At 71.6% G+C, this 25,708-nt stretch carries 28 protein-coding genes and 1 riboswitch; of the genes, 12 read left to right on the plus strand and 16 right to left on the minus strand.

Features of this window, described 5'->3' with window-relative positions; genetic code table 11:
• Positions 1–72 precede the first annotated feature (72 nt).
• From QE374_RS07215 to QE374_RS07245, 7 genes are all read right to left on the minus strand, one after another.
• Positions 73–1,557, minus strand: coding sequence for a DUF4407 domain-containing protein (locus QE374_RS07215; protein ID WP_309733471.1), 1,485 nt, complete (start codon positions 1,555–1,557; stop codon positions 73–75).
• A gap of 57 nt (positions 1,558–1,614) precedes the next feature.
• Positions 1,615–2,457, minus strand: coding sequence for an NAD(P)-dependent oxidoreductase (locus tag QE374_RS07220; protein ID WP_309733473.1), 843 nt, complete (start codon positions 2,455–2,457; stop codon positions 1,615–1,617).
• A 32-nt stretch (positions 2,458–2,489) separates the two neighbouring features.
• Positions 2,490–3,260: an enoyl-CoA hydratase-related protein gene (locus tag QE374_RS07225; RefSeq protein ID WP_309733475.1), complete on the minus strand. Its 771-nt coding sequence runs from the start codon at positions 3,258–3,260 to the stop codon at positions 2,490–2,492.
• Positions 3,257–4,018 (minus strand): SDR family NAD(P)-dependent oxidoreductase, encoded by a 762-nt coding sequence (locus tag QE374_RS07230; protein WP_309733477.1) that lies wholly within the window; start codon positions 4,016–4,018, stop codon positions 3,257–3,259. Before QE374_RS07230 ends, QE374_RS07225 begins: the two co-directional genes overlap by 4 nt.
• Before the next feature lie 133 nt (positions 4,019–4,151).
• Positions 4,152–4,937 carry an energy-coupling factor transporter transmembrane component T gene (locus QE374_RS07235; protein ID WP_309733479.1) on the minus strand — a complete coding sequence of 262 codons (786 nt, stop codon included), beginning with the start codon at positions 4,935–4,937 and terminating at the stop codon, positions 4,152–4,154.
• A complete protein-coding gene (locus QE374_RS07240; protein WP_309733481.1) occupies positions 4,934–6,397 on the minus strand; it encodes an ATP-binding cassette domain-containing protein in 1,464 nt (487 codons plus the stop codon). Before QE374_RS07240 ends, QE374_RS07235 begins: the two co-directional genes overlap by 4 nt.
• Positions 6,394–7,032, minus strand: a complete 639-nt coding sequence (locus tag QE374_RS07245; protein WP_309733483.1) for an ECF transporter S component — start codon at positions 7,030–7,032, stop codon at positions 6,394–6,396. The genes QE374_RS07240 and QE374_RS07245 overlap by 4 nt, the downstream gene beginning before the upstream one ends.
• Positions 7,025–7,135, minus strand: a riboswitch (TPP riboswitch). Its footprint overlaps the gene before it by 8 nt.
• Before the next feature lie 37 nt (positions 7,136–7,172).
• Here QE374_RS07245 and QE374_RS07250 point away from each other — a divergent pair.
• A complete protein-coding gene (locus QE374_RS07250; RefSeq protein WP_309733484.1) occupies positions 7,173–8,753 on the plus strand; it encodes a D-alanyl-D-alanine carboxypeptidase in 1,581 nt (526 codons plus the stop codon).
• A gap of 19 nt (positions 8,754–8,772) precedes the next feature.
• Here QE374_RS07250 and QE374_RS07255 read toward each other — a convergent pair whose 3' ends face one another.
• The 6 genes from QE374_RS07255 to QE374_RS07280 all read right to left on the minus strand — a co-directional run bounded on the left by QE374_RS07255 (position 8,773) and on the right by QE374_RS07280 (position 13,943).
• A complete protein-coding gene (locus QE374_RS07255) occupies positions 8,773–9,150 on the minus strand; it encodes a PPOX class F420-dependent oxidoreductase (protein ID WP_309733487.1) in 378 nt (125 codons plus the stop codon).
• Between the two features lie 34 nt (positions 9,151–9,184).
• A complete protein-coding gene (locus tag QE374_RS07260) occupies positions 9,185–10,492 on the minus strand; it encodes an SLC13 family permease (RefSeq protein ID WP_309733489.1) in 1,308 nt (435 codons plus the stop codon).
• 52 nt (positions 10,493–10,544) lie between these two features.
• The gene (locus tag QE374_RS07265; protein WP_309733490.1) at positions 10,545–11,471 is read right to left on the minus strand and encodes a J domain-containing protein; all 927 of its coding nucleotides are present in this window, start codon (positions 11,469–11,471) and stop codon (positions 10,545–10,547) included.
• 71 nt (positions 11,472–11,542) lie between these two features.
• Positions 11,543–12,061 carry a hypothetical protein gene (locus QE374_RS07270; protein WP_309733492.1) on the minus strand — a complete coding sequence of 173 codons (519 nt, stop codon included), beginning with the start codon at positions 12,059–12,061 and terminating at the stop codon, positions 11,543–11,545.
• Positions 12,058–12,882 (minus strand): LssY C-terminal domain-containing protein, encoded by an 825-nt coding sequence (locus QE374_RS07275; protein ID WP_309733494.1) that lies wholly within the window; start codon positions 12,880–12,882, stop codon positions 12,058–12,060. Before QE374_RS07275 ends, QE374_RS07270 begins: the two co-directional genes overlap by 4 nt.
• A 2-nt stretch (positions 12,883–12,884) precedes the next feature.
• Positions 12,885–13,943 carry an enoyl-CoA hydratase/isomerase family protein gene (locus tag QE374_RS07280; protein ID WP_309733495.1) on the minus strand — a complete coding sequence of 353 codons (1,059 nt, stop codon included), beginning with the start codon at positions 13,941–13,943 and terminating at the stop codon, positions 12,885–12,887.
• A 115-nt stretch (positions 13,944–14,058) separates the two neighbouring features.
• Between QE374_RS07280 and QE374_RS07285 the strand changes: the two genes are divergently transcribed.
• A complete protein-coding gene (locus QE374_RS07285) occupies positions 14,059–15,396 on the plus strand; it encodes an ATP-binding cassette domain-containing protein (RefSeq protein ID WP_309733497.1) in 1,338 nt (445 codons plus the stop codon).
• Complete coding sequence (locus tag QE374_RS07290; RefSeq protein ID WP_309733499.1) at positions 15,393–16,223, plus strand: ABC transporter permease; 831 nt, start codon at positions 15,393–15,395, stop codon at positions 16,221–16,223. The genes QE374_RS07285 and QE374_RS07290 overlap by 4 nt, the downstream gene beginning before the upstream one ends.
• A gap of 22 nt (positions 16,224–16,245) precedes the next feature.
• Here QE374_RS07290 and QE374_RS07295 read toward each other — a convergent pair whose 3' ends face one another.
• Positions 16,246–16,638, minus strand: a complete 393-nt coding sequence (locus QE374_RS07295) for a hypothetical protein (RefSeq protein WP_309733502.1) — start codon at positions 16,636–16,638, stop codon at positions 16,246–16,248.
• A 114-nt stretch (positions 16,639–16,752) separates the two neighbouring features.
• On the opposite strand from QE374_RS07295, the gene cofG reads away from it, so the two are divergent.
• From cofG to QE374_RS07340, 9 genes are all read left to right on the plus strand, one after another.
• Positions 16,753–19,218, plus strand: coding sequence for a 7,8-didemethyl-8-hydroxy-5-deazariboflavin synthase CofG (gene cofG / locus QE374_RS07300; protein WP_309733504.1), 2,466 nt, complete (start codon positions 16,753–16,755; stop codon positions 19,216–19,218).
• A complete protein-coding gene (locus QE374_RS07305) occupies positions 19,215–20,699 on the plus strand; it encodes an NAD(P)/FAD-dependent oxidoreductase (RefSeq protein WP_309733506.1) in 1,485 nt (494 codons plus the stop codon). Before cofG ends, QE374_RS07305 begins: the two co-directional genes overlap by 4 nt.
• The gene (fgd, locus tag QE374_RS07310; RefSeq protein ID WP_309733507.1) at positions 20,696–21,706 is read left to right on the plus strand and encodes a glucose-6-phosphate dehydrogenase (coenzyme-F420); all 1,011 of its coding nucleotides are present in this window, start codon (positions 20,696–20,698) and stop codon (positions 21,704–21,706) included. The genes QE374_RS07305 and fgd overlap by 4 nt, the downstream gene beginning before the upstream one ends.
• Positions 21,703–22,326: an NTP transferase domain-containing protein gene (locus QE374_RS07315; protein WP_309733509.1), complete on the plus strand. Its 624-nt coding sequence runs from the start codon at positions 21,703–21,705 to the stop codon at positions 22,324–22,326. The genes fgd and QE374_RS07315 overlap by 4 nt, the downstream gene beginning before the upstream one ends.
• A 10-nt stretch (positions 22,327–22,336) precedes the next feature.
• On the plus strand, positions 22,337–22,741 hold the full coding sequence (locus tag QE374_RS07320) for a YbaB/EbfC family nucleoid-associated protein (RefSeq protein WP_309733511.1): 405 nt from the start codon (positions 22,337–22,339) through the stop codon (positions 22,739–22,741).
• A complete protein-coding gene (locus tag QE374_RS07325) occupies positions 22,741–23,058 on the plus strand; it encodes a hypothetical protein (protein WP_309733513.1) in 318 nt (105 codons plus the stop codon). Before QE374_RS07320 ends, QE374_RS07325 begins: the two co-directional genes overlap by 1 nt.
• Positions 23,055–24,371, plus strand: a complete 1,317-nt coding sequence (locus QE374_RS07330) for a hypothetical protein (protein WP_309733515.1) — start codon at positions 23,055–23,057, stop codon at positions 24,369–24,371. Before QE374_RS07325 ends, QE374_RS07330 begins: the two co-directional genes overlap by 4 nt.
• Before the next feature lie 68 nt (positions 24,372–24,439).
• Entirely contained in the window at positions 24,440–24,580 is a 141-nt protein-coding gene (locus QE374_RS07335) for a hypothetical protein (RefSeq protein ID WP_307320390.1), read from the plus strand.
• Positions 24,573–24,968 carry an SseB family protein gene (locus tag QE374_RS07340; RefSeq protein WP_309733518.1) on the plus strand — a complete coding sequence of 132 codons (396 nt, stop codon included), beginning with the start codon at positions 24,573–24,575 and terminating at the stop codon, positions 24,966–24,968. The genes QE374_RS07335 and QE374_RS07340 overlap by 8 nt, the downstream gene beginning before the upstream one ends.
• A gap of 127 nt (positions 24,969–25,095) precedes the next feature.
• Here QE374_RS07340 and QE374_RS07345 read toward each other — a convergent pair whose 3' ends face one another.
• On the minus strand, positions 25,096–25,386 hold the full coding sequence (locus QE374_RS07345; RefSeq protein ID WP_309733520.1) for a WXG100 family type VII secretion target: 291 nt from the start codon (positions 25,384–25,386) through the stop codon (positions 25,096–25,098).
• A 1-nt stretch (position 25,387) separates the two neighbouring features.
• Positions 25,388–25,705: a WXG100 family type VII secretion target gene (locus tag QE374_RS07350; RefSeq protein ID WP_137418809.1), complete on the minus strand. Its 318-nt coding sequence runs from the start codon at positions 25,703–25,705 to the stop codon at positions 25,388–25,390.
• Positions 25,706–25,708: the final 3 nt, after the last annotated feature.

The raw sequence follows: 25,708 nt of genomic DNA on the forward strand, positions 1-25,708 counted from the left end.
CATGGGTAAATCCCGTGATGTCGTGCTCGAAATGCAGTCTCGCGGGTGGAGGGCGGCGAGGGAGCGCCCGCGCTATGAGCGCGCGGCGGCGGCGGGCGGGCCGGATGCGGGAGGTGCGGGCGCGGTGACGATCGCCGCGCGCTCGTGCCAGGTCTTCGCGGTCACCCGGTCGAGGGAGACCTGCCGGCGCAGGGCGTCGGCCTTCTCGTAGATCGACGGGTCACCGAAGCTCGTCAGCACCTTCACGAGCACCGGCAGCAGCTCGATCATGAAGAACAGCGCAGCGATCAGCCAGTGCGCCCAGGCCAGTGTGGGCTCCCGCTCGGACAGTCGTTCGAGCGCACTGATCTGGCTGAGCAGCCCGACCGCCTGTGCGTTTCCGCCCGCGATGGATGCGGCGCGATCGTTGTAGGCGGCGAGCGCGGCGTCGTACTGCGCCTGCGCCGCGGGCAGCTGGTCTTCCGCCTGCTTCTTGTTCTGGTCGGCGGATGCGGCGGCCGCATCCGTCCCGGCCGCGTTGGCCGAGGTCAGGGCGGCCTGCGCCTGACTCAGCTGCGTCGCGAGGGCGTCGTACGCGGACTGCGCCTGCGTCAACTGCGCCTGGGCGGCGTCCGAGCTCGTGCCCGATCCCTGTACGCCGGTGCAGCCGGGGACGGTGCCCGCTCCCTCGCCGGTCAGCTCGCACTGGTACAGCGCGCGGGCCTGATCGATCACGCCCTGCTGCGCGGCGAGCTGCTGGGTGAGCTGGTCCACGCTCGCCTGCGCCGCCACCGACTCTGCAGAGGTAGAGGAGGTTCCCGCGACGATGCCGGTCGCCGCCTGGTTCTGGAGGGCTGCGAGCGAGGCGGATGCGGCATCCAGCGCCTGCTTCTCAGGTCCGTTGGTGACCGCATCCTGGTCGGACTGCGCCTGCACGACGTTGGTCGAGTTGACCTCTCGCGCGATGTCGTTGTGGAAGACCTGCAGCACGAGCGGCTCGGCGACCACGATGCCGATGAGTGCGGCCATGATGACGCGCGGGAACGCGAGACCGAGCAGTCGCCACACGTTGCGGGTGGAGCGCATCGTGGAGGTGAGGAAACGGTCGAGGTTGAAGATGATGAGCGCCCAGATGATCGCAAGCGGCACGGCGGCCCAGACGGCGATCTGCACGCCCGTGACGAGCGCGAACCCCATCGACAGAGCGGAGACGAGCGCCGTGCCGACCAGCACGAAGAACATCTGCACGAAACGCGGCGTCTCGCTCGGAACGTCGTCGAGAACCTCGCCCTCGGCACCTCCGAGCACGGCGAGCGTGCGGGCGAGCGGCGGCCGGGGGCGGCGGCGCGGGCTCCGGCGCTCGCGCGCCACGGGGGGCGCCGGGTCGGGAACGGAGGCCTCGGGCTGCGGCTCCTGCTCGGGCTCCTCGATCGGATCGATGACCTCGGTCGGACCGGTCGCGATGTCGTCGGAGGGACGGACGTCGCTCAGGTACAACGCCTCCTCTTCGGGCTGCGACTCGAGGTCGATGCGGCCGTCGGAGCCGAAACGGCCGGGTCGATGCGCGGAGAATGACACTGCGCAAGGGTAGGGGCCCCTGCCTGAGTACCAGGTGCGAGCGGCTGCTCCGTGCGCTCAGTCGAGGAAGATGTCGGGGAACATCGCCGAGTCCGGCGTGCCCGGCACCGCGGCGTACCCGGAGAGGTCGGTCACGCCCGCATCGGCGAGCACGTCCTCGACGATGAGCGTCTGGCCCGTGTACTCGCGCGCGGGCCGTGTGATCACCTCGTACGCCGCATCCGCGTAGATCTCGGGGGTACGACTGACGGCCATCATCCGCTCGCCGCCCAGGGAGAACTGCACGGCGGCGGTCGCGATCGTCGTCCGCGGCCACAGGGTGTTCGCGGCGATGCCCGCCTCCGCGAACTCGGCTGCCATGCCGAGGGTCGCCATGGTCATCCCGTACTTGGCGAGCGTGTAGCCGGTGTGCGCGCCGAGCCACCTGGGCGACAGGTTCAGCGGCGGCGACAGCGACAGGATGTGCGGGTTCGCCGCATCCTTCAGCATCGGCACCGCTGCGCGGGAGAGCAGGAAAGCGCCGCGCACGTTGACGTCCTGCATGAGGTCGTACTTCTTCGTCGCGAGCTCGAGAGACCCCGAGAGGTCGATGACCGAGGCGTTGTTGACGACGATGTCGATGCCGCCGAACTCACCGTGTGCGGTGAGCACAGCCTGCGTGATGTCGTCCTCGTTGCGCACGTCGCCCACGAGGGGCAGCGCGTGCCCGCCGGCCTCCTCGATCGCCGCCGCGGCGGTGTGCACCGTGCCCTCGAGCTTCGGATGCGGGGTGTCGGTCTTGGCAAGGAGGGCGATGTTGGCGCCGTCGCGTGCGGCGCGCAGCGCGATCGCGAGGCCGATGCCGCGACTGCCGCCGGACATCAGGATGGTCTTGCCGGCGAGCGGCTTCTGCTCGGTCATGGGATCTCCTCGGTGCGTCGGTGGCGGCGGGCTCACCCGCGGCGGGCGGATGCGGCGGCGAAGGCCTGGATGCGGGCCTTCGCGTCCGGGGTGTCGAAGGCGGCGCCGATCGTGCGCGCCTCGTCGTCGAGGTTCTCGGCGAACGAGCGGTCGGCACCGGAGCGGACGAGCCGCTTCGCCTGGCCGAACGCACCCGTCGCACCCTCGAGCCAGAAGCGGGCGATCTCGAGAGCGCGGGATGCGGGATCGGCGGCGACTTCGGCGACGAGTCCCCATTCGAGGGCCTCGGGTGCCGACAGCGTGCGGTCCTGCAGGAGCAGCTGGAGCGCGCGACGCTGGCCGACGGCGTCGGCGAGAAGGGTCGAGACGCCGAGGTCGGGAGTGAGGCCGATGTTGGCGTAGCGGCTCACGAACCTCGCTCCCTCGGCGGCGACGATGTAGTCCGCCGTCAGCATGAGGCCCAGTCCGCCCCCGGCGACCGCTCCGTGGACGGCGGCGACGACGGGCACGTGGGACTCGGTGAACGCACGGATGCCCTCGTGGATCACGTGCGCCGCGGCCGTGACGTCGCTGCCGTCGGCACCGGAGGTCGCCATCGAGATCACGTCGCCCCCGGCGCAGAAGGCGGGGCCGGCCGCATCCAGGAGCACGGCTGCGACCTCGGGGTCCGAGGTGACCTGTCGTGCCGCATCCCGCCAGCGCTCGCCCATCGCGAAGTCCATCGCGTTGAGGCGATCGGGCCGGTTCAGCGTCACGCGGGCGAGGCCATCGGCGACCTCCACCAGGATCGAATCGGCGCTCATCGCGGAGCCATCCGGATCGCGCCGTCGAGACGGATCGTCTCGCCGTTGAGGTATCCGTTGCGCACGATCTCGGCGACCAGGCCGGCGTACTCGTCCGGTCGCCCCAGACGCGCCGGGTACGGAACCTGCTGGCCGAGCGAGTCCTGCGCCGGCTGCGGCAGGCCCGCGAGCATGGGCGTCTCCATGATCCCCGGCGCGATCGTGACGACCCGGATCGCATGGCGGGCGAGTTCGCGGGCGATCGGGAGGGTCATCGCGTGCACGCCGCCCTTGGAGGCCGAGTACGCAGGCTGCCCGATCTGGCCGTCGAACGCGGCGACGGACGCCGTGTTCACGATGACGCCCCGGTCACCGCTCGCGGTCGGCTCGGTGCGGGCGATGGCGGCGGATGACTGGGCGATGACGTTGTAGGTGCCGACGAGGTTCACGCGCACGAGCTTCTCGAAGTCGGCGAGCGGCGTCGGGGCGCCTTCACGGTCCAGCACCTTGGCAGGCGGGGCGATGCCCGCGCAGTTGACGACCACGCGCAACGGCGCGGCGGCGGATGCGGCGGCGACCGCATCCGAGATCTGCTCGGGACTCGTGACGTCGGCCGCGGCGAACGTGCCGCCCAGTTCGGCCGCGCGTTCCGCACCCGCCGAGGACGGCAGATCGACCAGGACGACGTGAGCCCCGTCGGCGGCGAGTCGCTGAGCCGTGGCCCAGCCGAGTCCGCTCGCGCCGCCCGTGACCAGCGCGGATGCACCCGCGACATCCATACGTTCTCCTTCGTACGTCGGTATCGGGTTCCACCCTACGCGGCACCGGGTCCCACCGTCACGCCCCGCTCCCGTCCCACCCCGACCGCGCGCCCGACCCCGCTCGCACGTGGGGCCTGTTGCCCACCCGCGATCAGAGGGCGAAGACGAGGGTCCAAGTGCCGGCGAGCACCGCAGCGGTCACGGATGCGGCGGCGATCACCGCCGCGAGGGCGACCAGCACCGCATCGCGCCAGCCGAGCCGCGACGGCCGGGCCCAGGTACGCCGCGCGTCGGATCCGAAGCCGCGGGCCTCCATCGCGGTCGCGAGCTTCGTGCCGCGGCGGATCGACAGGACGAAGAGGGCGAACGCCTGTCCGAGGAACCGTCGGATGCGGCCGCGATCGGCCACCCCTCGGGCACGCCGGGCCAGGGCGAGCTCGCGCCAGTCGTCCACGAGCAGCCCCACCAGGCGCAGACCCGCGAGCGCACCGAGCACGAAGCGGGCGGGCAGGCGCAGCAGCTGGGCGAGACCGTCGGCGAGGTCGGTCGGGTCGGTCGTGATGAAGAGGACCACGGACGGCAGCGCGATCGCCAGCACACGCAGCACGATGGCGGCCGCGAGCGAGAGCGAGCCCTCGCTGATGCGCACGAGCCCCCACTCGAAGAACACCGCACCGGAGGGACGACCGTACAGCACCGTCGCCGCGCCGCCGATGAGCGCGGCGACCGCGATCGGCCAGACGCGCAGCCACACCTCGCGCGCCCGCAGCCGCGAGAACGCCAGCAGCACGAGAGTGGCCGCGAGCGTGACGGCTGCAGAGACCGGATCGATCGAGAGCAGCAGGGTGACGGAGACGACGAGGGTTGCGGCGAGCTTGGTCACCGGGTTGATCCGGCCCAGGGGGCTCGCCGAGGCATCGATCGCGAACAGGCTCATGACGCGTACCCCAGTCGCAGCTCGTCGTCGGCGAGCGCCGCGACGAGGGCGGGATCGTGCGAGACGAAGCCGATCGCCGTGCCGTCGGCGCGGAGCTCGTCGATCAGGTCCGCGAGCTCACGCCAGGTGCGCGCGTCCTGCCCGTAGGTCGGCTCGTCGAGCAGGATGACCCGCGGCGCGGTCGCGAGGACCGCCGCGACGGTCAACCGGCGCTTCTCCCCGCCCGAGAGGGTGAACGGGTTCACCTCGGCGAGCCGCCCCAGACGCAGGCGTTCCAGCAGCGGGTCGACCCGCGCGGCCACCTCCGCCTCCGAGAGCCCCAGCGCGCGCGGGCCGACGGCGAGTTCGTCGCGCACACGTGCGGTGAGCAGCTGGTGCTCCGGCTCCTGGAAGACGGTGCCGATGCGCGTGAGCAGCTGGGCGGCGCGCCAGCGCGAAGGGTCGGATCCGACGCCGGCGGCCAGTGCGTCCGCCGCCCGCACCTGGCCGTCGATCGGCGGCAGCAACCCGGCAAGGGTGAGCGCGAGCGTGGACTTGCCGGCGCCGTTGGCCCCCGTGATCGCGAGCGCCCGCCCGGCACGCAGCCGCACGTCGATTCCGGATGCGGCGGCACGCGCCTCCCGGCGCCCGATCCGACGACGCCCGACCGCGAGGCGGGTGCCGACGACGAGCGGCGATGCCTCTCCGGTGCGCGGGCGCTGCGCGATCCGGACGGGGACTCCCGGCACCCACACACCGGCCTGTGTCAGAGCCTCCGCCGCAGCGGCGAAGACGTCGGCGGGAACGCCGTCCGCCAGCACCCCGCCGTCGGGTGCGAGCACGACGACGCGGTCCACGAGGTCGGCCCACAGGTCGACGCGGTGCTCGACGACGACGAGCGTCGCCCCGGTGTCAGCGGTGACGGCGGTGACCGCATCCCTCACCTGCCGGGCTCCCTCGGGATCGAGGTTGGCCGTCGGCTCGTCGAGCAGGAGGAGCTTCGGGCGCATGGCCAGGGCGCCGGCGAGCGCGAGGCGCTGCTTCTGTCCGCCCGAGAGCGCCGACGTCGGATGGTCGAGCGGCACGGGCAGTCCCACCGCATCCAGCGCTTCACCGACCCGCGGCCAGATCTCGTCGGCCGGCACCCCGAGGTTCTCGCATCCGAACGCGACGTCGTCGCCGACGCGGGCGAGGATCACCTGCGCGTCGGGATCCTGCAGCACCATGCCTGCGACGCCGCGGACGGATGCGGGGGGCTGGCCGTCGACGGTCAGCTCCCCCGCGGCCTCGCCGTCCTCGTCGCCGCCCAGCACGCCGGCGAAGGCGCGCAGCAGCGTCGACTTGCCGGCGCCGCTCGCTCCCAGCAGCAGCACCCGCTCACCGGGCTCGATCGTGAGATCGATGTCGGCGACGGCCCAGCGCCTGCGGCCCGCGTGCCGCCACCCCCACCCGCGGGCGACGACCCGTGCGCCGCGCGTCACGCCGCGTCGGCGGCTTCGACGATGCGCGCCTGGCGTCCGGAGGCGAACCGGTCGAGTGCTCCCGTTGCGGCGAGCGCGCGGGCGATGAGCCACGAGACGAGCCCTGCGATGAGGACGCCCGAGACGATCGCCGAGACGAAGTAGATCGCGCGGGGGCCTGCGTCGTACGCGGCGATGGAGGAGAAGTTGGTGTCGAGCAGGGCCACGGCCAGTCCCGTGAGGGCACCCGAGACGAGAGCGACCCAGAGCCGGTAGTTCGCGTAGGCGAACAGTGCGAAGCCGAGTTCGGCTCCCACGCCCTGCACGACGCCCCAGATGAAGGTCGTGAAGCCCCACTGCGTGCCGAGCGCCATCGAGACGACGGCGGCGACGATCTCCCCGTACAGCGCCGCGCCCGGCTTGCGGATGATGAGGCCCGTGAGCACGCCGGCGAACAGCCAGCCGCCGGCCAGCAGCCCCTCGAGCCCCGGCAGGAACGCGAGTGCCGTGCTCAGCGGCGTCCAGGCCTGCCCCCAGACCCAGAAGATGACTCCGGCGGCGACACCGATCACGCTGGCGACGACGATGTCGACGACCCGCCACCGCCACCGGGAGGTGAGGGAAGGACGAGCGGATGTGGACGTGGACGTGTGCATTGATGCTCCTTCCTGCGCCGGCATGATCCGGATCAGGTTCGACGGTCGAAGCGTGGATCCGCTTCCTCTCAGCCCGGCTCACCGGACTCCCGTGGTTGACGTGCCGAGTATAGACCCGCGGCTCGCGCTACCGTAGGCGGGTGACCGTGACTGGCCCGACCCCGCCCACTCGGCGTTCGCTGCGCCGCGGCGGCCCCGACGAGCCGCACGTCGATGACGCCCCCCTGCCGACCGGCGATCTCGAGATCGAGGTGCCCGCCGTGCCGGCGGATGCCGCATCCACCCCCGCCCGCATCGCCGCTGCGAGCTTCGACGACACGACCGATGACGCCGCGCCCGCACAGGATCCGGCCGCATCCGTTCCGGTCGTCGTGCCGCCGGTGACCACGGCGCTGAGCTGGGTCGACGAGGACACCGTCACGCACGCATCCCGGACGGCTCCCCAGCTCGAGGCCGCGGGCACCGCCTCGTTCACCCCCGTCGCTGCGGATCTGCTCGCGCGTGCCCCTCGCCGCACTCCGTGGCGTCCCGGGGTCCTGGTTCCGGTCGCACTGATCATCGCCGTGATCGTGGCGTACTGCGGCACGACGCTGCTCTGGCCGCTGCACGCGATCGCCCCGACGGTGCAGGCGTCAGCCGTCGAGGCGGCACCCGCGGCGGCGGCCGTCGGAGCGTGGCCCGGCGAGGGCAGTGCCGCGGTCGTCGTGGACGGCGTGGGCTCGCCCATCGCCTCCAGCACCGATGCCCGTTCGATCGCCAGCATCACGAAGGTCGTGACGGCGATGGTCGTGCTCGACCAGATGCCCCTCGGCCCCGGTGAACAGGGGCAGGAGTTCGCGTTCAGCGCGGCGGATGAGAGCAGCTACTGGTCGTACCGCCGCAACGGCGAGTCGGCGCTGAACGTCCCGGTGGGGGGAACACTCACCGAGTACCAGATGCTGCAGGGCATGCTCATGGGCTCCGCGAACAACTACGCCGATCGCCTCGCCGACACCATCTGGCCCAACAACACCGTGTACGCGCGCGCCGCCAACGATTGGCTCGCCACGCACGGCATCTCCGGCATCACGATCGCCGGCCCCGCGGGCATCGAGGCCGAGAACACGGCCACCCCCGAGGCGCTGCTCCAGGTCGCCGAGCGTGCGCTGACCGACCCCGTCATCGCCGAGATCGTGCGCACGCCCGCCGTGGAGCTTCCCGGCGCGGGGCTCGTCGAGAACACGAACAACCTGCTCGCCGATCCCGGCGTCGTCGGTCTCAAGACCGGCACCCTCGACGCCTACAACCTGCTCGCGGCGAAGGACGTGACGATCGGCGACACCACCGTGCGGATCTACGCTGCGACGCTCGGCCAGCCCGACGTCGAGACGCGGGATGCGGCGACGCGCGCCCTCTTCGCCCAGGTCGAGCAGGAGCTGCAGCTCACGCCCTCGGTAGCGGCCGGCACGACCGTCGGGCGGGTGGAGACGAGGTGGGGTGCGACCGTTCCGATCGTGACCGCGGCCGACGCCGATGTGGTGCTGTGGAACGGTTCCGCCGCGACGCTCGCGACCTCGTTCGATCTCGGCGACGCCCACGAGCAGGGCGATGTCGTCGGCTCGCTCGTCGCGACCGGCCCGAAGAACGCCGCGACGGTCGACGTCGTGCTCGACGGCGAGCTGGACGGGCCGAGCCCCTGGTGGCGGCTGACGCACCCGCTGGAGCTGTTCGGCCTGGTCTGAGCCGCGCGGAAGCCCGCTCTCAGGCGCGGAAGTCGGGGGATCCGAGCACGCGCTCGACCGTGATCTCCAACGCGACCCGCTCCGGGTTCGGACGGGGATCGCGGTAGCGACGGGTGTAGAGCTCGACGGCGTGGGCGACCGCATCCGCATCCTCGACGACGCGCGCGGGGCCCTCGAAGCTGAGCCAGCGGCGCCCGTCGACGGTGTTGACGCTCGCACGGCCCGTGCGCTCGACGTTGCGGAACTTCTGCGTGCCGCGGGAGCCGATCACACGCACGATCCCGTCCTCATACGTGATGCCGACCGGCACGGAGTGGATGCGGCCATGCCGGTCCAGCGTTGACAGCGTGGCGAGGTGGTACTCGGACAGGAACTCGCGCGCGGCGTCTGTGATCACCGCCTCAGCCTGCCAGAGCCGGAGAGGCATCCCCTCAGAAACGCCAGATGAGCGGCACGTAGAGCACGGCCGCGGCGAGGAAGAGCAGGGCGAGCGGGAGCCCGAGACGCCAGTAGTCGCCGAAGCGGTATCCGCCGGGGCCCAGCACCATGAGGTTGGCCGGGGTAGCGACGGGTGTCAGGAAGGACGCTGCACCGGCCACGGTCAGCGCCATCAGGAAGGTGAGGGGGCTGACCCCGAGGTTCGCCGCGATCGCCGTGGCGACGGGCGCGACGATCAGCACCGTCGCGACGTTCGAGATGAACTGGCCGAGGACGACGGTGACGACGCACACGGCGAGCAGGGCGAGGTGCGGATCGGCTGAGCCCACGACGCGCAGCACCCCGTCGGCCACGACCTCCGCGGCGCCGGTCTGCAAGAAGGCGGCGGAGAGCGGGATCATGCCGGCGATGAGCACCAGCGTCGTCCACGAGATGTCCTGGTACAGGGCGGGAAGCGTCACGACGCGGGTGAGCACGAGAGCACCGGCCGCCACCAGACCCGCCACCGCGGGCGGCGTGAGCCCGGTCGCCAGCAGCACGATCATGACGCCGGTGATGATGAGTGTGCGCCGGGCTCCGCGACGCATCCCGGTGCGCACGGTGCGCACGGCGCCCGTACGCACCGTCTCGGGAACCAGCGAGAGCGTCTCCGCCTCGCGCGGCCCGGGGGCGGGATCCGTGAGAGCGTCGGGTCGGGAGGGCAGCAGACGGTCTCCGAACAGGACGATGACCGCGAGGGCGACGCCGAGCAACGGGAGACCGACGAGCGCGAACTCCGCGAAACCGAAGCCTCTACCCGTCTCCGCCTCGGCGAGCTCTGAGACGACGACGTTCACCGGCGTCCCGGTGAGGGTGAGCAGCGACGCGGCCGATGCGAGGAAGGCCAGCGGGATCATCACCTTCGACGCCGGGATGCGGGCGCGCCGGGCGACGACCGCGGTGACGGGCACGAGGGCGGCGACGGCGCCGTTGATGCTGAGGAAGGCGGTCAGCACGGCCACGAGCGCGCCGAGCGCCGCGATGAGCGGGCCTCGGCGATGGCCGGCGCGCGCGACGATCAGACCCCCGAGCCAGCGGGTGATGCCGCTGCGCTCGAGCGCGCTGGCCACGATGAAGAGGCTGGCGATGAACAGCACCGTGGGGTCGCCGAACCCGGCGAGTGCTTCGGGGAGGGTGAGCACGCCCGTCGCCCAGAGGGCGAGGGCGACTCCGATCGCCACGACCTCGAGCGGCACGCGTCCGGAGAGGAACGCGAGTACCGCCAGCCCCAGGATCAGGAATGTCGCGGCGATCGGGTCCATGCCCCCACGCTAGCGGCGGGCCGTCCGCGGCAAACGGTGCGGGAGCGTGCGGTCAGACGAAGCGCACGGTGGCGTCCAGGCGCGTGCGCACGTCGAACACCTCGTTGCCGCCGATGTCGCGCGCCCCGCTCACGCCGCGACGCAGTACGGTGGCCAGCGCCGATCGGCCGGCGACCACGACGGGCGTGCCGCGCACGGTGCCGAGCTCGGTGATCTGCTGGGCGAGGTCGTTGTCGGGCAGCACGACGATCGCGCCACTGAAGCGCACCCGGGCGGCGCGGGCGAGGACCCGCATCCGCGACAGCAGATCGCTGACGGGAGCGCCGACGACCGCGGGGCCGATGATCTCGCCGCGGCGGAAGCCGACAGGTCCGCCGAAATCCTCCGAGAGCACCCCGTACAGGCCGCTCGGGCCGAGCACGATGTGGTCGAGCTTCTCGTCGAGGTCGCCGCTGCGACCGGATGCGGCCACGTCGTGCCAGACGCTGTAGCCCATGCCGAGATCGGCGACGATGCGCGCGGTCGCCTCCTCGGCGAGCGCGTCGGCCAGAAGGCGCCGGATCTCGCGCGGCGCCGAACGCACCAGCTGCGCATCGTAGGGGTCGGGCACCTCCGCGCCGCGCCCCACCCATTCGCGGATGAGGGTCAGGTAGCGCTCGCGCCGCCAGCCACCGGGCTGGCCGGCCGATCGGGCGCGCGGACGCGTGTCCTGCCGTGCACGCGGCGGCGTCCACGCTCCCTCCGCCTCGGGCGCAGCACTTACCGCACCCCGGCCTCGGTCGTAGGCCGCCCTCGCCTCGGGCGTGCCCACGAGCTCCCACGCGCGCTGCACCTCGACGAAGCGCACCGCGTCGCCGCCGGTGTCGGGATGCGTCTCACGCAGGCGCACCCGGAACGCACGCCGCAGGGTCTCGTCGTCGGCATCGGACGCGACCTGGAGGATGTCGTACGCGGACGCGGAGAGGGGACTGTCGAACACGCCGCCTCGCTTTCACCTGCCGCACGGCAGCGTCCAGGCTACCGGGCCACGCCTGTTCGGGCGCCGTGAGCTCAGCGGCGTTCGTTGCGTCGCGCGTACGCCGCCGCCTTGCGGCTGGACAGAGCGAGCAGCACCAGGATGTCGAGGCCGAGGTTGAGCAGGGTGCTGCTGATGCGGATGTCCTGGCCCTGCACCCACCAGGTCGAGAAGGCGACGCTGATCGACAGCACCGAGAAGAAGAGCACGGTGACCCGCGAGCGGTTGCCGCCGCGCAGGACGAAGATCGCCATGACGGCGTCGAACAGCAGGACGGCGCCGCCCACGAGCCAGACGAACCCGAGCCCGAGCGCCCGCTCCTGCTCGCTGAGGGGAACCCCGTCGATCATGATCGATGCGTCGTGCACGATGTGACGCCACTCGAGGGTGATCGCCAGCAGCCAGATCACTCCCGCCAGCACGCGCAGCAGGACGAGGAGTCCGCCGGCCACCGTCGCCGCGGGCCGCGGCATGTCCGGATCGTGGGCGAGCGGACGCGCGAGGCGCGCCGGTGACTCGAACGCCGTGCGCTTGCGGGGGACCTTCTCGCTCACGCCGTCACCCCCCGCACGTCCACGATCGGCAGATCACCGTCGGTACGGATGCTGTCGCCGCCGCCGTTGCGGGCGTGATAACCGGTGGAGAAGTCCGCGATCACGTCCACCCTCACGCGCGGCTCCGCCGCGGTCACCGTCTGCACGATGTGGTCGCGCTCGATGTCCGTGTCGGCGTCGATGCGATGAGTCACCTGCAGCGTGAACAGCGACAGCCCGACGGCGGTGTCGAAGGTGCCGGCGGCCAGCCATTCCACCCGGCGCCCGCCCGGCAGCAGCCAGTCGTCCGGGCACCGCCAGAAGCGCACGTGGTGCCGCTGCGCGGGGTTGCCGTCCACCTCCTGCTGGTACGCGAAGTCCTGCTGCCGCGAGAACAGGAACAGCGGGCTGACGGGGGCCTCGTCGTAGCTGCGCCTGGTGAGGGTCGACGTGATGATGCGCCACGAGGAGGCGAGGGTCACGGGGTCGGCCCTCGTCCAGCCCGCGCGGCGCAGCACCTCCTCGATCTGCTCGGCACTGCCCATGAACGCGATGTTGACGGGGTCGCCGAGCAATCCGTCGCTCGTGCGCGTGCGGCCGATGAAGTAGTCGGGCACGTAGATCATCGTCAGGATGCGGTGCAGCCGCGGCAGCACGAGGTACGCCAGCAGCACCCAGAACACGACGGCGAGCGGGATGCCCCACCATCCGACCCGGAAGGTCTCGGTGAAGCTCAGGTAGGCGAGCCAGATCGAGGCGAGGCCGGCGAAGACGAAGAAGAAGCCGTCGAGTGCGACGCCGATGGAGTAGGCCCGGCGCTTCCGCTTCTCCCCCGCAGTCACGATCAGCCCCAGAGCGCCCGCGGAGGCCGGAAACCGAAGGCCTGATCGACGATCTCGGGATCGAGGTCGTCGAGCGAGGCGGGATGCCAGCGCGGGGACCGGTCCTTGTCGACGAGCTGCGCACGGATGCCTTCGACGAGGTCGGGCTGGGTGAGGGCGAACCACATCACGAGGCCGTACTCCTGTTCCAGCACCTCGCGCAGAGACCTCTTGCGCCGCGCGCGGCGCACGGCCTCGAGCGTCACGGTCAGCGCCGTGGGCGAGAGCGCGGCGATCAGGTCGGCGGCGGCGGCCGCATCCGGCTCGGGATGCGCGCGCAGCCGCGTGAGGATCTCACTCACCGAGTCGGCGGCGAACGCATCGTCGATCCACGCTCTCGCCGTCTCGAGCCGCGAGGTGTCGGGTGTCTCGTCGAACAGGAGCACCAGCTCGGCCGGCCCCTGCGGGTCCGCGCGGGTCTCGAGGGCGTCACGGAAGGCGTCGACGCGGTCTGCGGGAACGAGGTGGTCGGCGAACCCCGCGTAGATCGCGTCGGCCGCATCCATCGTGCCCCCGGTCAGCGCGAGGTACTCGCCGATGCGCCCGGGCGCGTGCGCGAGCAGCCAGGTGCCGCCGACGTCCGGGGTGAAACCGATGCGCGTCTCGGGCATCGCCAGCTGCGAGCGCTCGGTGACCACGCGGTGCCCGGCATGGGAGGCGAGCCCCACGCCGCCGCCCATCGTGATCCCGTCGGCGATCGTGACGACCGGCTTCGGATATTCGGCGAGGCGGGCGTTCAGCGCGTACTCCGCGAGGAAGAAGTCGGCGGTGCGCTCCGCGTCGGAGCTCATCGCCTGCTCGCGGAGGAGACGCACATCGCCGCCCGCGCAGAAGCCGCGCTCGCCCGCGCCGTCGAGCAGCACGACCTCGACATCGGCGTCGTGCTCCCACGCATCCAGGGCTCCGGCGAGTCGGCGCACCATATCGATGTCGACCGCGTTGAGCGCGCGCGGACGGTTGAGCGTCAGCCGCCCCACCCCCTGATCCGACCGCACCAGCACCGTCGCATCCGTACCGCTCATGACCGCCACGTTAGCGCCGCCGGAGTGCCCGCACGGGATCGGCGAGAGTCGATCCCCGATTTTCCGCGGATTTCCGCCAGAATGGAGAAACGTTCTGACCTTGACGGAGGTTCCCATGCCCGACGGCCAGATCCTGGAGTTCTCCGAGGTCACCAAGAGATTCGGCACGATTGATGCCGTCTCCCGGTTGAGCGCGCGTATCGAGCCCGGCCTCGTGACCGGGTTCCTCGGTCCGAACGGCGCGGGCAAGACCACCTCCCTGCGCATGCTGCTGGGCCTCGTCCGGCCCACCTCGGGCACGACGACGATCGGCGGATCGCACTACAGCGAGCTGCGTGACCCGCTGCGCACCGTCGGCGCCGCACTCGAAGCGTCGAGCTTCCACCCCGGTCGCAGCGGCGCCAACCACCTGAAGGTGTACGCACAGGCGGCGGGACTGCCGACCGGCCGCATCGACGAGACGCTCGCCCTCGTCGGCCTCTCGGACGCCGCAGGGCGCAAGGTGGGCGGCTACTCCCTCGGCATGCGGCAACGGCTGGGCCTGGCGACGGCGCTGCTCGGGGACCCGGGCGTCCTCGTACTCGACGAGCCCTCCAACGGCCTCGACCCCGAGGGCATCAAGTGGATGCGGATGCTGCTGCGCGCCTTCGCCGACGAGGGTCGTACCGTGCTCGTCTCCTCGCACCTTCTCATGGAGATCCAGCAGACCGCGGATCGCCTTCTGATCCTCGCCCGCGGACGCCTCGTGTTCGACGGCGGCATCGAAGACCTCGCCGACCCCGACGAGTACGCGACGGTCGTCGATGCCCCCGATCGCGCCGCCCTCGAGGCCGCGCTCACCGCTGCGGGGCACTCGTTCGAGGTGCTGCGCTCGGGGCTCACGGTGCGCGGAGCGGAGCCCGTCGAGGTGGGCGCACTCGCCGCCGCATCCGGCATCGCCCTGTCTGGCCTGCAACGCCGCGGCCCCGAGCTCGAGGAGATCTTCCTCGCGCTGGTCGACGGCACGAGGGTGCACCCGCCGGTGGGCGTGGTCGCGGCCATCCCCGCGGTCGACGAAGACGCACCGCTCGCGCCCGAGAACGACCCCGCCCCGGAGACGTCGGAGATCACCGAGGCGCCCGACGTGGAGGTGCCGCTGGACACGCCCGTTCCCGAGGGGGCCGTCGAGGCCGCCCGTGAGGATGCTGCGGCTGCCGGCGAGGATGCGCCGGCCGACCGGGCCGCGGACGTGGACGTGGACGAGCCCGCGCCGGCGTCGGACGACGAGCACGCCGCCGCCGACGAGGCCGCATCTCCCTCGAGCGACGAGCATGCCGACGCCCCCGCATCCGAGGCCGAGCCGGCACTCGAGGCAGAGCCGGCACCTACCGAGGCCATCCAGATGACCGAGCCGATGGATGGGACCGAGCCGCATCCCGAAGCCGACGACCGCGAGGAAGGGGGCCGGGCATGAGCCTCGTGAACGTCACCCGCTCCGAGCTGACCAAGCAGTTCACCACCTCGATCTGGTGGATCCTGGGGATCGTGCTCGCCGGATACGTCGGGTTCACGGCGGCGGGCTTGACCGTCGTTTTCGCGCTGGCCGCGAGCGGCGCCCTCCCGTCGAGCGGCGGCGGCCTCACGGCGACGGGCGTGCCGGGTGATGTCAGCGCTCTGATCTACAGCCTCGCCGCATCCGTCGGCTACGTCTTCCCCCTGCTGATCGGCACGCTGCTCGTCACCGGGGAGTTCCGTCACAACACGCTCACCCCGACCTTCCTCACGACGCCGAAACGCGGACGGGTGCTTGCGGCGAAGGTGCTGGCCGGGGCCGTCATGGGCCTGGTCTACGCCGCTCTGGCACTGATCGTCACCGTGGGTCCCGCCGCCGGCATCCTGGCCGGGTTCGGGCAGCACACGGGCCTCGACTCGTCGGCCACGTGGGCGATGCTGGGCCGCATCGTCATCGCCTTCGTGCTGTGGGTCGTGGTCGGCATCGGCGTGGGCCTCGTGGTGCGCAACCAGGTCGCGGCGGTCGTGATCGTGCTCGCCTTCACGCAGTTCATCGAGCCCCTGTTGCGCTTCGGCGGCGCCTTCGTCTCCGGCCTGAGCGACGCGGCCCGGTTCCTGCCGGGCGCCGCGAGCGACACCCTGGTCGGCGCGAGCCTGTTCTCCGCCGGCACCGGAGGGGATGCGGGTCAGCCGCTCGAGTGGTGGGTCGGCGGCCTCGTGCTGCTCGCCTACGGCCTGCTGCTCACTGTGCTCGGCCACTTCTCGAGCTGGCGCCGCGACGTCGGCTGACCCCCGCTCTCGGCGACTCGGCTCAGCTGGAGGCGAGCTCGACGATGTCTGTCGGGTCGTCTCCCGCATCGACCCGGAGTGCACGCACGAGGGCCTCGCCGTGCCGGGTGCCGAGCACCAGTCGCTGGAACTCGGTGTCGCCCGCGAGGTCGATGACCACGCCGGGACGGTTCTTGCGGATGACGGCGAAGTCCTTGCCGCCGGCATAACGCCACGTTCCGATCGCGAGTGTCGCGGGGATGAGGGTTCCCGGCGAGCGGACGCCGCGCAGCCACGTCCAGGGATCGTCGGTCAGCTGCACCCGCGAGATCGCGGCACGATCGAGCGTCACATTCCGCTTACGGAATGCCAGCGCCTTCTCGGCGCCCGACAGCACGATCTCGAGGTGTCCCGAGTCGAGCATGAGCGTCACCATGCTCCAAGTCTGCCAGCGACCCTTCGGCGGCGGCAGCGAATTTGCTCACAGACGGACAACGATCCGCCAGCTTGGTGCGACCCCGACCGCGCACGGCGGTGGAAGACTGGACCGGTGCCCACGCCTCGTACCGACCTCCGGTCAGATGTGGGGCCCGAGACGGCTCCCGTGCTCGTCGCCCACGTGATCGACCGCGCCCGAGCGGGCGAACGACTGAGCACCGACGAGGTGCTCGCTCTGGTCACCGCCGACGGCGCCGACCGCGACCTCCTGTTGGCCGCCGCATCCGCTCTGCGCGACGAGGGGCTCGCGCTCGCGGGACGCCCCGGCATCATCACCTACTCGCGCAAGGTGTTCGTTCCGCTGACGACCCTCTGCCGCGACCGGTGCCACTACTGCATCTTCGTCGACACCCCCGGCCAGCTGCTGAAGAAGAACAAGCCCGCGTACATGTCGCCCGAGCAGGTGCTGCAGGTGGTGCGACAGGGCGCGGCCCTCGGGTGCAAGGAGGTGCTGCTAACCCTCGGCGACCGTCCGGAGGAGCGCTGGCCCGAGGCGCGCGCCTGGCTCGACGAGCACGGATACGCATCGACACTCGACTACGTCGCTGCGATCGCCCGCCTCGTCACGGCCGAGACGGGCCTGCTCGCGCACCTGAACCCCGGCGTCATGCACGCGCACGAGCTGAGTGCCCTCCGCCCCGTCGCACCCTCGATGGGAATGATGCTCGAGACGACCTCGCGCGCCCTCTTCGAGACACCGGGCCAGCCCCACTTCGGTTCCCCCGACAAGGATCCCGCGCTCCGGCTACAGGTGATCGAGGATGCCGGGGCCGCCCGCATCCCGTTCACCACCGGCATCCTCGTCGGCATCGGCGAGACGCCCCTCGACAGGGCCGAATCCCTCGTCGCGCTGCGCGACGCCCATCAGCGGCACGGCCACATCCAGGAAGTCATCGTGCAGAACTTCCGCGCGAAGCCGCGCACCGCGATGCAGGACGCCCCGGATGCGGACCTGCTCGAGTACGCGACGGTCGTCGCGGCCGCGCGGCTCGTGATGGGCGCGCGGATGCGGATCCAGGTACCGCCGAACCTGTCCGACCCGGCCGAGTTCGCCCTGCTCGTCGCAGCCGGGATCGACGACTGGGGCGGAGTGTCGCCGCTGACCGCGGACCACGTGAACCCCGAGCGCCCCTGGCCGCATGTCGACGATCTGGCGGCGGCCACCGCGTCCCTCGGCTACGAGTTGCACGAACGCCTGACCGCCCATCCCGAGTACCTCGCCGACGCGGACACGTGGCTCGATCCCGCGATGCACGCCCCCGCCGCCGCCCTCGCCGACCCCGCGACCCACCTCGCCCGCGCCGCGGTCCCTGTTCAAGGGACCCGAAACGCGGCCCCGGCGGGCTCCGAGCCGCAACACGCGTCCCTCGAGCACGGGACGGCGGGCGCCACGAGCACGGGCGGCACGAGCATGAGCGGGGTGCACGCGGGCACAGGCACGGGCGGCACCGTGCGGAAGCTGGCGGAGCGGGCGGCGGCCGACCCTCTCGTGCTCGACGACACCGAGTGGCAGCGGCTGCTCGAGGCGGCGGGCAGCGAGCTCGACGACCTCACCCGCATCGCCGACGACGTGCGCCGCTACACGGTCGGCGAGGCGATCACGATCGCGGTCAACCGCAACCTCACCCCCACCGGCTTCCGCGCCGCGGGCGCGCAGACGCCCGCCCAGTTCGACCTCGCGGATGCGGCGGCGATCGCCGCCGACGCGTGGGACCTCGGCGCGACGGAGCTCTGCATCCAGGGCCTCATCGAGCCGGACGAGGCCGCGACCGCGTACCTCGACATCGTCCGCGCCGCGCGCGCCGCCGCTCCTGCCATCCACCTGCACGCGTACCGTCCGCAGGACGTGCACGACCTCGCCGCCCGAACCGGACTCACGCTCGACGAGGCCCTCGCCGCGATGCGGGATGCGGGTGTCGACACCGTGCCGGGCACGGGTGTGAAGGTGCTGTCGGAGCGGGTGCGCGGCCTCATCGCCCCCGGCGACCTCGAGATCGATCGCTGGGTCGAGACCATCACGGCCGCCCACCGCGCCGGATTCCGCTCGACGAGCGTGCTGTTCTACGGACACGTGGAGACCGCGGCCGAGCGCATCGCGCACCTCGGCACCCTCCGCCGCATCCAGTCCGAGACGCGCGGGTTCACGGAGTTCGTGCCGATCCCCCTCCCCGGTCCCGCGGGCGGCGTCGGTCTCGTGACGGGGCGCTCGGCACTCGACGAGCACCGCGCGATGGCGGCGGTCGCACGCCTGTTCCTCTCAGGCAGCATCCCGCACCTCCAGATCCCCTGGACGCGGCACGGGCTCGACACGAGCGCCGTGCTTCTGCAGGCGGGCGGCGACGACCTCGGCGGCACGCTGCTCGACGGCCGTGTGCGCCCCGAGGCCGGCATCGAAGCGGGCAACCAGCTTCCCCTCGTGAATGCGACGAGACTCGCCCGTCGGCTCTTCCGCCCGCTGCGTCAGCGCACCACGGTGTACGGCGAGCCGTCCGACGAGCGCAAGGCGGCAGCACGATGACCCGCGAGGTCGACGTCGCGATCGTCGGCGCGGGCTTCGGCGGCCTTGCGATGGCCTCGGCCCTGCGGCGGGCCGGGCGGGAGTCGTTCGCCGTCCTGGATCGGGGAAGCTCGGTCGGTGGCACCTGGCGCGACAACACGTACCCCGGCGTCGCGTGCGATGTGCCCTCTCACCTGTACGGGCTCGAGAACCACCCCTGGCCGGACTGGTCGGGACTCTTCGCCCGCGGCGATGAGATCCACCGCTACCTGCAGCACATCGCGGAGGCCGAGCAACTCGGCGAGCGCCTGCTGCTGGAGACCCCGCTGCAGTCCGCGGCGTGGGACGGCGAACGCTGGTTCGTCGAGACCGGACGCGGCGAGGATGTCACCGCCCGCCGGCTCGTGCTCGCCTGCGGGCGACTGACGGAGCCGTCCATCCCGGAGATCCCGGGGCTCGAGAGCTTCGAGGGCCCCCTGTTCCATTCCGCTCGCTGGGATCACACCGCGCCCCTCGCCGGGCGGCGCATCGCCGTGGTCGGCACGGGCGCCTCTGCCGTGCAATTGGTGCCCGCGCTGGTCGCGCAGGGCGCCGAGGTCGTGCTGTTCCAGCGCACGCCCGCGTGGATCGTGCCGCGGGGCGACGTGGACTACACGGCCGCCGATCGGCGCCGTTTCGCGCGGCATCCGGATGAGCTGACACGGTTGCGCGACGAGCTGTATCGCGAGGGCGAGGAGCGTTTCGCCTCGCGCTCGGGCGATGAGGACGCGGCGCGCGGCGCGCGCGCGGTCGCCCTCGCCCACCTCGAGGCGCAGGTGGCGGACCCCGCCCTGCGCAGCGCATTGACCCCCGACTACGCGTTCGGCTGCAAGCGCGTGCTGCTGTCGGATGAGTTCTATCCGGCCGTCGCCTCGGATGCGGTCAGCTTCGAGCCGTCGGCGCTGGCGCGCGTGGACGGCGGCGAGCTCGTCGCCGCGTCCGGCGCCCGCTACAGGGCCGACATGCTGGTGCTGGCGACCGGCTTCGCCGCCTCGGAGCAGCCGTACGCCGAGCTCGTGACGGGTGAGCAAGGCACGACGCTGGCCGAGCACTGGAGCGAGGGGATGACCTCGTACGCCTCGACGGTCGTTGCGGGCTTCCCCAACCTGTTCGTGCTCAACGGCCCGAACGCGTCACTCGGACACAACTCCTCCCTGCTGATGCTGGAGGCGCAGGCGGAGTACGTCACGCGCTGCCTCGACCGCGCGGGAGACGACGTCTTGCGGCTGCGCCCGGATGCGGAGGAGGCGTACACGGCGCGCATCGATGCGGCGGCCGCATCCCGCCCCTGGCTCACCGGGGGCTGCGACAACTGGTACGTCGACGCACGGTCGGGCAGGCTCACCCTGCTGTGGCCCGACACCGTCGACGCCTTCCGCGCCATGCTGGGTTCCACCGACGGGTCGGAGTTCCTGCCGGCCCCGCTGCACCGCGACGCGTCGCGGGCGAGAGGAGAGTCATGACCGTTCCGCTGCGTCTGGGCTACAAGGCTTCGGCCGAGCAGTTCTCCCCCGATCGACTTGCCGACTTCGCCGTGCTGGCGGAGGAGGTCGGGTTCGACTCGGTGTTCATCTCCGACCATTTCCAGCCGTGGATGCACGAGGGCGGCCACGCTCCGGCGGCACTGCCCTGGCTCGGCGCCGTGGGCGCGCGCACCTCACGGGTGCTTCTGGGCACGAGCGTGCTCACGCCCACGTTCCGCTATCACCCGGCCGTCGTCGCGCAGGCGTTCGCGACGCTCGGGGTGATGTTCCCCGGCCGCGTGATTCTGGGCGTCGGCACGGGTGAGGCGCTCAACGAGGTGACCCTCGGCCTCGACTGGCCCGAACCGCCCGAGCGCTTCCAGCGCCTCAAGGAGGCCATCACCCTCATCGAGAAGCTGTGGGCGGGCGAGCGCGTCACCTACGAGGGCAACTTCTGGAGCGTGAGCGACGCGACGGTCTACGACCGCCCGACGACTCCCGTGCCGATCTACATCGGCGCCGCGGGGCCCGCTGCCACGCGTCTGGCCGGGCGCATCGCCGACGGTTTCATCACGACGAGCGGCAAGGACCCGAAGCTCTACACCGACACGCTCCTTCCCGCCCTCGCCGAGGGCATCGAGAAGGCGGGACGCTCCAGCGACGACGTCGACACCCTCATCGAGGTCAAGGTGTCCTACGCCGCCGATCGCGAGACGGCACTCGAGAAGACGCGCTTCTGGGCTCCGCTGGCGCTCAGTGCCGAGGAGAAGATGGGCATCCACGACCCGATCGAGATGCAGCGTCGGGCCGCCGAGCTGCCGATCGAGCGCGCCGCATCCCGGTTCATCGTCTCGACCGATCCCGACGAGCACGTCGAGCGGATCGCCCGCTACGTCGAGCTCGGCTTCCGGCATCTGGTGTTCCACGATCCCGGCGAGGATCAGGAGCAGTTCCTGCGCGCCTACGGCGAGGAGATCCTCCCGCGTCTGCGCGCACGCTTCGCGTGAACCAAGACTGGACGGTCGTCGTCCCGCTGAAGGCGGCGGCCTCCGGCAAGTCGCGGCTGGGGGCGAGCACCGAGCTGGTGCGCGCGGTCGGGCTCGACACGGTGGCGGCTGCTGCCGCGGTCGCGCGCGTGGTCGTCGTCACCGCGGATCGGCAGACGGCAGCGGATGCGGCGGCGATCGGTGGGGTGACGGTGGTCGCCGAGGAAGAGCCGCGCGGGCTCAATGCGGCGATCGCACTCGGGATGCCCGCAGCGGATATGCCTCGCGCGGCGCTGCTCGGTGACCTGCCGGCGCTGCGTCCCGACGACCTGCGCGGCGCGCTGGAGGCGGCCGCCGGCGTCGACCGGGCCGTGGTCGCCGACGCCGAGGGCACAGGATCGACCCTCGTCACCGCGGGGGCGGGGGTGGCGTGGCTGAGCGCGTTCGGCACGGACTCCCTGGCCCGTCATCTGGCGTTCGGCTGCGTACGCCTCGAGGTGCCGGCGGACTCGACGTTGCGCCGTGATGTCGATACGGCGGCGCAGCTTGCGGCGGCATCCGCGCTGGGTCTCGGCCCTCGCTCGGTTCGGTTCTCCACAGGTGCCCCGGTTTCGCAGGGAGGCTCTCACCGAGAGGCGTAACGTGCCAAAGGTGAGCGACGATTTCATGCGGGATGCCGACGCGTCCATCGCACGCGTCGAACAGCAGATCGCCGCCGCGCAGGAACAGGCCAGGCGCGGTCAGCAGTTCCAGCGCGACGTCGCCGACGTGCGCGCCACGGCCAGCTCACCCCGACGCGAACTGCGCGTGACGGTCGACGCATCGGGCCGCCTTCTCGATGCGGACCTGTCGGACGCGGCGATGGAGCTCTCGCCGCAGGCTCTGTCCCGTCTGCTCGTCGACACCGCCCGCACCGCCCAGCGCCAGGCCGGCGAGCAGGCGGTGCGCATCGCCGCGGAGCTGTTCGGCGAGCAGGCCGGCGCCACCGAACGCCTGCGCGCCGAGATCGCCGAGGCCCTTCCGTCGAACGGCGGTACGAACGTGCGGTGGGCGTGATGGCCGCTCACATCGCGCTGGACGGCGACCTGATCTCGGCCCAGGCGTCGCGGGTCGAGCTCGTCGCCTCGGACGTGTCGGTGGCACGGGATGCGGCAGGCTCCACGAACATGGGCGGCGGCGCCTTCGGGGTGCTGTGCTCGTTCCTCGTTCCACCGGCGCAGATCGCGGCGGCGATGGCGCAGCAGGCCATCGGCTCGGCCGAGCAGATGCTGCGTCGATCGGCGACGGAGCTGCGCGGCGTCGGCAGCGACATGGCCTCGTTCGAGGATGACGTGGTTCAGGGGATCAACACGCTCGGTCAGGGACTCGGTTGAGCACCGCGAACGTGCTGGTGGCGGCGCCGGTCGACACGGCGACGCCGTTCAGCGGCGCGGGCCTGCTCGATTCGGGCAGCCAGCTCGTCGCCGCGGTGGACTCCGGTTCCTGGGTCGAGGGGGGCCTTGCGGGCGTCGGCTTCGCGATCGATGTGGCCGCGACGGCGATCGACCCGCTGGGGTCGTTGATCGGGGCGGGGCTCGGCTGGATCATCGACCACCTCGAACCGTTGAAGGGCTGGCTCAACGACTTCGCCGGTAATGCGGGCGAGGTCGCTGCCTTTGCGCAGACGTGGTCGAACATCCAGACCCAGCTCGAGACATCGGCGCAGGAGCTCGCCCACGTCGTCGGACAGGTCGACGAGATGGCGGGCGAGGCGATGGAGGCCTACCGCCGATTCCAGCAGGATGTCGCGCAGCATCTGTCCGGCGCCGCATCCTGGGCCGGCGCCATGTCGACGGGTCTGCAGATGGCGTCGACGATCGTGCAGGTCGTGCACGATCTCGTCCGCGATGTACTGTCGCAGCTTGCCGGGGCGATCATCTCGTGGGCCGCCGAGCTCGTGGTCACGGTGGGCCTCGCCACGCCCGTCGTCATCGGGCAGGTCACGACGCGCGTCAGCCAGCTCGCTACCACGGTCGGCGACACGGTCACGAAGGTGCTGCGCTCGTGCAAGAACCTCGGCAAGCTCCTCGACGACCTCAAGGGCTTGCTGCAGCGGGCGGGCGATCTGTTCAGCAGCGTGCTGAAGGGCGGCGGCTCGGGACCCTCGGTGCGTGTGCCCGACGGCCCCACCATCCATGCCCGCGTCGGAGAACCGCTCTCCGCCACCGATCTGAAGAGCATGATCGACGAGGGGTATCACACGTCGATCTTCAGCGACCAGGTCGTGCAGCACTACGACCACTCCGCGGCGACACTCGGTCGGTCGGGCTCGGATGTGTGGGCCATGCCCACCGAGGATGCCGCCAGGATCCACACCCCCGCGCAGGCGGCGCGGGAGACCGGCATGGCGCCGATGGCGCAGGACGCGTACCTCAACGGCGGCGACATCTACGCCGTGCACTTCCCGGTCGACCCCAGCGAGCTGCGTCGTCCGACGGTGGCGGACTCCGGCGGGTGGGAGCACTTCTACCCCGACCCCACGAACACGAGCACCACGTACGGTCACACCGCTGTCAACACGGGCACGGGCGCGTACCTGGTGAACTCCACCCGTGAGACGCTCATCGCCGGCGGCGATGCGATGCGCAGCAATGCCGTGCTGACGAAGCTGGAGAATGGAGCGTGGGTGCTCGTGAGACGGTATTGAGCGCCGCGACGGAACTCGGATGCCCGGTGTGCCGGGAGGGCGCGTACAGCGGCGGGCAGCCGCGCTTCGTGACATCGACCTCTCCGGTCGACCTGCTCTATCGTTGCGAGGTGTGCCGCACGTGGTGGTTCGACAACAGTCGGGGGCTGCGTCCGATGACAGACGAGGAGGCGCGCGAGCGCTTCCCGAACGAGGTGGGCAATGACTGAACCGACCGTCGTCGACTTGGCGATCCTGCAGGCGCGCGAACAGCGCCTCACGATGCAGACCGTGCTGTGGACGTTCGCCGCATCCACCGTCTACGTGCCCAGCGGTGGCGACCCCGGCGAGGATTTCCGCGGCTTCCAGCCGGTGTACTACCCGGGCGCCTCCGAGCGCGTGCTGGCCGTGTTCACCGACCCCGACCTCGCGAGCGAACTCGACGCCCTCGCACCGTGGATGGTGACGTTCACCGGGGCCGACCTGATCCGTCGCATGCCATCGGGCGAAGGGCTCGTCGTGAACGCGGGCTCGAGCGTCGGCTTCGAGCTGCCCGCGGCCGGTCTCTCGGCCTTCCGGCAGGAGCTGGACGCCGCGCGGGCTCTCGCCCAGTCCTGACCCGGATGCGGGTCACGCCGCCCGGCAGCATCCCGACCGTCATGAAGCGGCATCGGTGAGCGAACGCGCTCGTTCGCTCCCCGATACCAGGATCAGCCCGCGTCGACGGGCGGCTTCACCGTGTCCGTCAGCGCTGGAACAGCTTCGCCGAGTTGCGGTCGGTCGTGACGTAGTCCTCGGCGATCGACTCGGTCGCCGCGGCGATACGGGCGAGCACCGTCTTCATGTGCTCGAACTCCATCGACCACGCGCGCTGCGCGTTGTCGTAGGCCACGCGGGCCGCGCCGTCCCAGTTGCCACGGAGGCGATTCGCCTCCTGCTCGAGCGCACGCAGCGCACCCTCGATGCGCTGCGACTCGCGGCGCAGTTCACTAGCGGATGCGGTCAGTGCCGCCGGAGTGATGCTCAGATCGCCCATCTCACGCTCCTCCCATCATCGCGCCCAGACCGCCGATGGTGGACTGGTGCTGCTCCTCCAGAGCGTTCTGCGAGCGCTCGGTGGAACGCAACGCCTCTTCCAGGTGGACCAGCGTCTGGTTGATCTTCTGCGCGCCCGCCGTCCACGTCTGCATCATCTGCGCGTAGGACTGCGAAGCCTCCCCCTGCCAGATCGACTGGATCTGGTCGAGTTCGGCGATCACGCGCCGGGTGCTGTCTGCGATGTCGAGGTAGGTCGCGGAGACCGCCTCGGCACCGCGCAGCAGCGCGCCCTCTTCTGCGGAGATCTTCTCGCTCATGCG

The organism is Microbacterium sp. SORGH_AS_0428 (assembly GCF_031453615.1).
Lineage (GTDB): Bacteria > Actinomycetota > Actinomycetes > Actinomycetales > Microbacteriaceae > Microbacterium.